This window comes from Bacillus sp. 220_BSPC (assembly GCF_001054655.1).
GTDB classification, from domain to species: Bacteria; Bacillota; Bacilli; order Bacillales; family DSM-1321; genus Peribacillus; species Peribacillus frigoritolerans.
The window spans coordinates 1-6,629 of record NZ_JVPL01000083.1 but is presented as its reverse complement, the minus strand read 5'-3'; the positions used below and the strand labels follow the sequence as shown (position 1 = coordinate 6,629).

Below are 6,629 nucleotides of genomic sequence, written 5' to 3'. Positions count from 1 at the left end.
GTGGGGTCTCGGCTAGCCAGTTATTCGGCAGGAGTGTCGTAAATTTCTTCCATCCAATGAGGGCTTCTTCTCTATAAAAAGTAGGATTATTGTTTTTCAGGTATAAAATACGGGAACGTCCGATTTGGGCGTTCCCGTTCTTATTCCATTAAAGCTCCCTATAATTGAATTACTGTAAAGCTAATGCAGCATTTTTAAAAGCTGCGTTTCTCTGGCCATACTCCTTGCATTTTACTAAGGAATACAATTTGCCCAATATGATATGCATCGTGCATGGCTAAACTCTTCAGTTCAAGCACTAATGAATTATCTTCTCCCGGGACCTGTCTATACAAATCTTGATGTTCTGATTTTGCTAGTATTTTTCCAAGTTCACGATGAACATAAAAGTATTCTTGTTTTGTTTCTTTCCAATTTTCTAACGTCTCATTTGGTAAACGAAATGTAGAATCATTATTTTCTGCCTGTGGTTCATTCTCTGTTTCACCAAGAAACCGCATCAGAAATCTCTTTTCATAGAAAAGTAAATGACAAACTAATTCCCAAATGGAATTCATTACCCCATCAGCTGGTTTCCAAATTGCCTGTTCAAAAGTAATATCCTCTAGCACTTTTTCAAGTGGTGGAAACCAGTCTTCTTCATCTAAGCAGCTTGCCCATTGTTGTAACAAAAGGGTCTTTACATCCATTTTCCATTCCCCCCATTTAATCCCTTTAATAGATAATCCCTTTGGTCAACATTCATTTGCGACGTGTTTTAGATAACTAACCAAGGTGTCATGCTAATTCCTTGTCCAATTAATCTGGCCCTTTAACGGAACAATGAACGTTCTGTTGTTTGGAAAATTCTGATAATACCAGTTTATCATAAGTTGTGTTGACTGAGAAAGAACAACTGACCATTTTGGGAATCGTTTTATATGTTTGATGGGGATTTTCCAATTTCAGGGTATCGGAAGAGACTTCGATTATTAGGCGCGATACTCCTGCGGGAGAAGCGTGTCCAGTGGAGACCCCACAGGCGCATAGGCGCCGAGGGCGGACCGCCCTCGGAAAGCGAGTGCCTGGAGCGTAGATCTAGTTTTAGAGCATGAACTTTTTGAACATATCATCCACTTAGTCCATACCAAAAGTTTTCCCATATATTCTGAATTCTAGGTTCCATATTCTCTTTACCATAATAAGAAAATTCCATGAATATCCCATCAATCAAACAGAAATAGGACATGATTAAGTTCTCGACTTTCCCTTGGCGTATTTCTTTTTTGTCGATTCCTTCGACAAAGATAGCATGTAAGATAGCGGAAAATGATTCTTCAGATCTAAGGAAACTTTCATTTAAGATGTGCTTCAAATGCTCCGGCGGGAAGATCATTGCCCTCTTTAAAAATGTTGCTTTATCTTCATGGTTTTTATAATAATTACAAGTATCAAGAAGGATGTGTTTTAACTTTTCTTCAGAAGAGAGGGTATTTATCTCTTCGACAAATTGTTCGACCTGGTGTATATGCTCTTCCAGGATTTCTTCAAACAGACACAAGAAAAGGTCATCCTTATTTTTGAAATGGTTATAGATTGAGGGTTTTTGTATACCTACCCTCTTGGCAATTTCCGATAAAGCAGTTCCCTCGTATCCGTACTTGGTAAAAAGAGTCAAGGAAATGTTTTTAATTTCATTTTTTGTCATAATGAGCCTCCAAACTATCCAACGTCAGTTAATTTCATTATAAACTCATTTCCTTTTTTAAACTAAATATTTAACACCTTGGAACATGGTTCTTTCTCTAAAAGATAAGAATTAGAATATGCTTGATAAAGAGGTTTCTTCGCTTTTATACACAACTTTCCCATCGTTTATTGTAAGTTCCACTTTGGTTTTGAGCACTTCACTTTCTGGAATATCAAATAGATTTCTGTCTAAAACCACAAGGTCAGCAAGTTTCCCCTCTTCTATTGTACCTAGCTCGTGCTCCCTGAAACATCCATAGGCTGAGCCATATGTATATGCTTGCAATGCCTCTGCCAAAGTGAGTTTTTGTTCAGGGTGCCATGTGTTTTGTGAATCTCCGCTACTATCCACTCTAGTAATCGCAGTATATATTTGGCGCATTGGATTTAATGAGATGGAAACCGGAAAGTCTGTTCCTAAAGCTAAAGATGCACCTGTATTTAATAGCGACTTCGTCAAGAACACATTTTTTTCCCTTTCAGGACCTATTATTGAAGAATATACCTCTCTTGATGAAGCAGCCATGTGATCAGGCTGCATCGAGGCAATGACCCCCAGTTTTGAAAAACGTTCAATGTCATCCGAATCGATTACTTCAATATGCTCGATTGTATGCCTTGAGTCTCTTTTTCCATTCTTGCGTACAGCTTCTTCAAAAGCATCTAAAGCTAAACGAATTGCCGCATCTCCAATAGCGTGAAACCTGATTCTAAATCCAAGTTCATCGGCTTTAACAACCCGATCAATCAATACTTCTGGATCTAGCGCTGGATGACCGCAAATATCCAATTGATCGGAGTAAGGTTTCAGGAAGTAAGCGGTATGACCCGTGACTGTTCCATCAACGAATTGTTTTAATCCTGAGAATTGTAGTTTCTTTGATTCATATTTATTTCTCAGTATTTGAGCTTTGTCCAAATTGCCATCCAATTCAGGAGTGATATGAAATCTAGTCGATAATTCTCCTTGCTTATCCAATTTCTCAAAAAGATCATAGTCTTGAAGGAAGTCATCTATTGGCGCAAACAAATCGTTTACAGAAGTAATCCCATATTGCGATAACAATCGTAAAAACTCTTTTAATATCGTTTCTTTTTTATTTTGTGTTAACCGTAATGCCTCTTTTAAAACGATTTGCTGGGCTTCTTCATATAAAATTCCAGTAAGTAAACCATTCTTATCTCTTTCATAGCGACCAAAATCCGGATCACGTATTTCCTCAGTAACTCCTGCTAATTCCATGGCCTTACTGTTTACCCATGTATAATGACCTTCAGCATGAAAAAGAACGACAGGACGATCTGGAATGACAGCGTCAAGGATTTTATAATGGGGCTCTTGTTTATCATGCCAATAACCTGCGTCCCATTGCATGCCGATAATCCATTCTTCCCCAGGACATTCTTTAGAAAATTCCAGTACTTTTGCAGCCACTTCTTGAGCTGACCTGGCTTCAAATAAATTAATGCTAGTTAAACTTAGTGCACTGAACATAATGTGGAGATGAAAATCATGAAATCCAGGCATAATCAATTGATTTCCATAGTTAAATACTTTTGTCCCACTTCCTATAAAATGTTCAATCTCTGCTTTTGATCCCACACTCAGAATTTTGTTACCTAAGATAGCTATTGCCCCAGACATTGGCTCATGTGTAAGCCCTGTGAAAATAGCATCGCTGGAAAGTACAATATCCGCTTTTTTAATAGTCATGGAGTTTACCCCTTTTCATTCAAAATAATAAAACAGTAACTGATCATTGCACTAGTTTTACATCGAATTCTTCTTTTTGCTCTGCAAAATTCAGTTCAGGAGGACGTTCCTTAAACATTTTTGTTAAGTACAATAAGTAAATGAACCCTACTGTCATCCAAGTGATTCCTAATGCTAATGAATGGATATCCAACTTTGTCATAAACCATATAGTTATGCCGGTGCCTATTAAGGGAAGAAGAACATATAAAATGATACTTTTAGGAGCTCTCTGCTTCTGTCTCACAAAATAATGGAAAAGCACAGCAAGATTAACGAAGGTAAAAGCAAACAGTGCTCCAAAATTAATGAAAGAAGTGGCCGTTGCGATATCCAAAAATACGGCGCTCATTGCAATACAAGCAATGATCAAGATATTGAATATGGGCGTTTGAAATTTTGGAGAAACATATCCGAAAATCCGCTTAGGCAGAACATTATCTCTCCCCATTGCATACAAAATCCGGGCTCCGCTGCCTCCTGAAGCTATTGCAGAAGCAGTAGCGGATGTCACTACGACAGAAATGAACAAACTATTCAGAAAATTACCCCCGGTATAAATCATGATATCGACTATAGCTGTATCAGGGTTCTTAAAAGCATTGAAATTCGGGAAAATCGATTGTGCAAAATAGGTAGCTGCAACAAATAATAACCCTCCAATCAATGTCGTAGCATAAATAGCTTTAGGAAGTGTTTTTTTTGGATTTTTGGTTTCTTCTGCAAGTGTAGTAACCGCATCAAACCCAAGAAAACTAAAACATAATAAAGGTACAATCGAAAGCAGATTATTAATATTCACGGCTGGACTAAAAAAAGGATCTTTAGAAAACAACTCTCCGGTGCCTTTTCCTGCTAAAAGTCCATTTATGCAAAGCAGGCTGAAGATCATGATAAAAAGAAATTGAAATATCACCAAAAAGGTATTCACATTTGCAGCGACCTTAATCCCAAAAATATTAATCGCTGTCACAGCAATGATAAAGGAAATGATAACGGCAACGATAGGAATACCAGGGAAGTAAGCATTCACCATAATCCCAAAAAGTAAAGCGCTGATCATAGGACTGAAAAGATAATCCAATAAAATCACCCATCCTACCAGAAAACCAAGGTGTGAGTTAATTCCTTTCTGCACAAAGGTATAAGCTGAACCGGTAGTGGGATATACCTGAACCATTTTTGCGTAACTATATGAAGTGAATAGCATGACAATTAACGCGATTATGTATGCTGTCGGAATCATTCCATGGGTACGGTCAATAGCGATGCCATATGTGCTAAAGACTGTCACAGGCGCCATAAAGGAAAGTCCAAATACAATTACATATCTTGTATTCAGTGAACGCTTAAGCTCGGGTAATCCTTTCATCGCAAAGAGGTGCCTCCTTTATTAAATAAATGGCTGTTTTTAAGTTAAAGTGATTTTAATTATCTTCTTTCGCACCTAATGCTGCCAGGCTGGCAAATTCATGTACAAGTGTTGCCGCTAAAAGTGAAGTGATTTGACTTGGATCATATGAAGGCAGCACTTCAACCACGTCATATCCTATAAAGTTAAATTCAGTTAGGGATCGTATCATTTTTAATGTATCATAGCTGCTAAACCCACCTATTTCAGGTGTACCTGTTCCCGGGGCAAAAGAAGGATCAACGAAATCTATATCAAATGTCAAGAAACAAGGGGTGTTACCAATCGTTTTTCTAATCTCTTTCAAAACATCTTCAAATCCACGATTGGAAAGTTCACCAGTTGTAATCAGGCGATAGCCTAAATCGAGGCTTGCCTGTAAATCTCCAGAGTGGTTTAGCGTGCCGCGGATTCCTATTTGAAACACTTTATCTGCCTGCAGTAAACCTTCTTCGTGGGCACGAATGAATGGAGATCCATGCCAATATTTTTCCTCATAATATGTATCCCAGGTATCTGTATGGGAATCAAAATGAATCATGGCTACAGGCCCATATACCTTTGCCGCAGCTCGTAAACTAGCTAAAGTAACCGAATGGTCTCCTCCTAATCCAATCGGTATGACACCTTTGGACATCAATTCATGAATGGATTCCTTCATTAGCTCATAGCTTCGATGAATATTATGGGGAATAACAGGGATATCGCCAATATCAATGGCATTCATTTGTTCAAAAGGATATACATTATGAATCGGATGATAGGGAAACAGGGTCATGGATGATTGGCGAATGGCTTGAGGAGCAAACCTGGCTCCTACCCGAAAAGAAGCTGCTGTATCAAAAGGCATACCTACAATTGCCAGCTTTGCATCATGCTTTTGAGAAGGTAAACGCATAAAAGTTCCTGTTGTACAAAACTCTGGCTTTACATCTGGTGTAAGTGGATATTTCATAAGTATCATCTCCTGGTTTTAATAAAAGTCTTTTCATATGAATTTACGAACACAATTTGTAATCGCTTACAAACTATGATTCAGTGGATTACTTTTTATGTCTAACACCTACTTTTTCGCACCATATTAACTAACGGTAGTTAGTATTAAACCAAATATAAACATAGTTGTTAAAAAAGTCAAACTATTTTTTAAATTCTATTTGTCTATTTCATAATACTAAAAAAACGTTCCAGGTGATTTCAGAAATCCGCTCCCCTTCCGCCGACTGCCTGCCAAGCCACATCAAAGCAAGCGTCTGTACGGTCTCGACTAGCCAGTATTTCGGGGAGTGCAGCAATTTTCGTCCATCCATTAAGGATTACTGTAAAAAACCATGAAGGATCATCTAGTCTTAAACTTGGTTCTGATGAGCCGGCATACGGCTTTTTCTTAAATTACATTTCAGTTGATTCCAGAAACCCGCTCCCTTTCCGCCGACTGTCTGCCAAGCCTCCTCGACGTAAACGTCTCCGGGGTCTCAGCTAGCCAGTTACTCGGCAGGAGTGTTGCAAATTTCTTACATCCTTTATGGATTACTGTAAATAACTATGAAGATTAATCTAGTTTTTACTTTTTAAATTTTGGTTCGGGGCGAGAGCAATTCGGAAATCCTTTTGCCGGAAAAATGATGGAACCGATAGACTGAAGACGAATTCGAGAAGAAGAGCCAGTTTCCCTACAATATTTCTAAAAAAAGTTCCAGTGATTGGAACGTAAGGTACGAGACTCCTGCGGGAAAA

The 6,629-nt window shown here is 38.3% G+C and carries 7 protein-coding genes; all 7 read right to left on the bottom strand.

Annotation, left to right across the window (positions count from 1 at the left end):
- Positions 1-194: 194 nt before the first annotated feature.
- Complete coding sequence (locus ADA55_RS05050) at positions 195-689, bottom strand: DinB family protein (RefSeq protein WP_048680035.1); 495 nt, start codon at positions 687-689, stop codon at positions 195-197.
- Positions 690-1,108: 419 nt separating this feature from the next.
- Complete coding sequence (locus ADA55_RS05045) at positions 1,109-1,687, bottom strand: TetR/AcrR family transcriptional regulator (RefSeq protein ID WP_048680032.1); 579 nt, start codon at positions 1,685-1,687, stop codon at positions 1,109-1,111.
- Between the two features lie 111 nt (positions 1,688-1,798).
- Positions 1,799-3,442, bottom strand: coding sequence for an amidohydrolase (locus ADA55_RS05040; RefSeq protein ID WP_048680028.1), 1,644 nt, complete (start codon positions 3,440-3,442; stop codon positions 1,799-1,801).
- Between the two features lie 43 nt (positions 3,443-3,485).
- Positions 3,486-4,853 carry an APC family permease gene (locus ADA55_RS05035; RefSeq protein ID WP_048680025.1) on the bottom strand — a complete coding sequence of 456 codons (1,368 nt, stop codon included), beginning with the start codon at positions 4,851-4,853 and terminating at the stop codon, positions 3,486-3,488.
- 55 nt (positions 4,854-4,908) lie between these two features.
- Complete coding sequence (speB, locus tag ADA55_RS05030; protein ID WP_048680023.1) at positions 4,909-5,847, bottom strand: agmatinase; 939 nt, start codon at positions 5,845-5,847, stop codon at positions 4,909-4,911.
- Positions 5,848-6,058: 211 nt separating this feature from the next.
- The gene (locus ADA55_RS30950; RefSeq protein ID WP_264370997.1) at positions 6,059-6,187 is read right to left on the bottom strand and encodes a hypothetical protein; all 129 of its coding nucleotides are present in this window, start codon (positions 6,185-6,187) and stop codon (positions 6,059-6,061) included.
- A gap of 262 nt (positions 6,188-6,449) precedes the next feature.
- The coding region (locus tag ADA55_RS30315) for a hypothetical protein (protein WP_048680019.1) at positions 6,450-6,629 on the bottom strand (180 nt) is incomplete at its 5' end.

What these genes read in the sequence shown, in the direction of transcription:
- ADA55_RS05050 (WP_048680035.1), bottom strand. Translation starts at nt 689, where the DNA reads ATGGATGTAAAGACCCTTTTGTTACAACAATGGGCAAGCTGCTTAGAT.
- ADA55_RS05045 (WP_048680032.1), bottom strand. Translation starts at nt 1,687, where the DNA reads ATGACAAAAAATGAAATTAAAAACATTTCCTTGACTCTTTTTACCAAG.
- ADA55_RS05040 (WP_048680028.1), bottom strand. Translation starts at nt 3,442, where the DNA reads ATGACTATTAAAAAAGCGGATATTGTACTTTCCAGCGATGCTATTTTC.
- ADA55_RS05035 (WP_048680025.1), bottom strand. Translation starts at nt 4,853, where the DNA reads ATGAAAGGATTACCCGAGCTTAAGCGTTCACTGAATACAAGATATGTA.
- speB (WP_048680023.1), bottom strand. Translation starts at nt 5,847, where the DNA reads ATGAAATATCCACTTACACCAGATGTAAAGCCAGAGTTTTGTACAACA.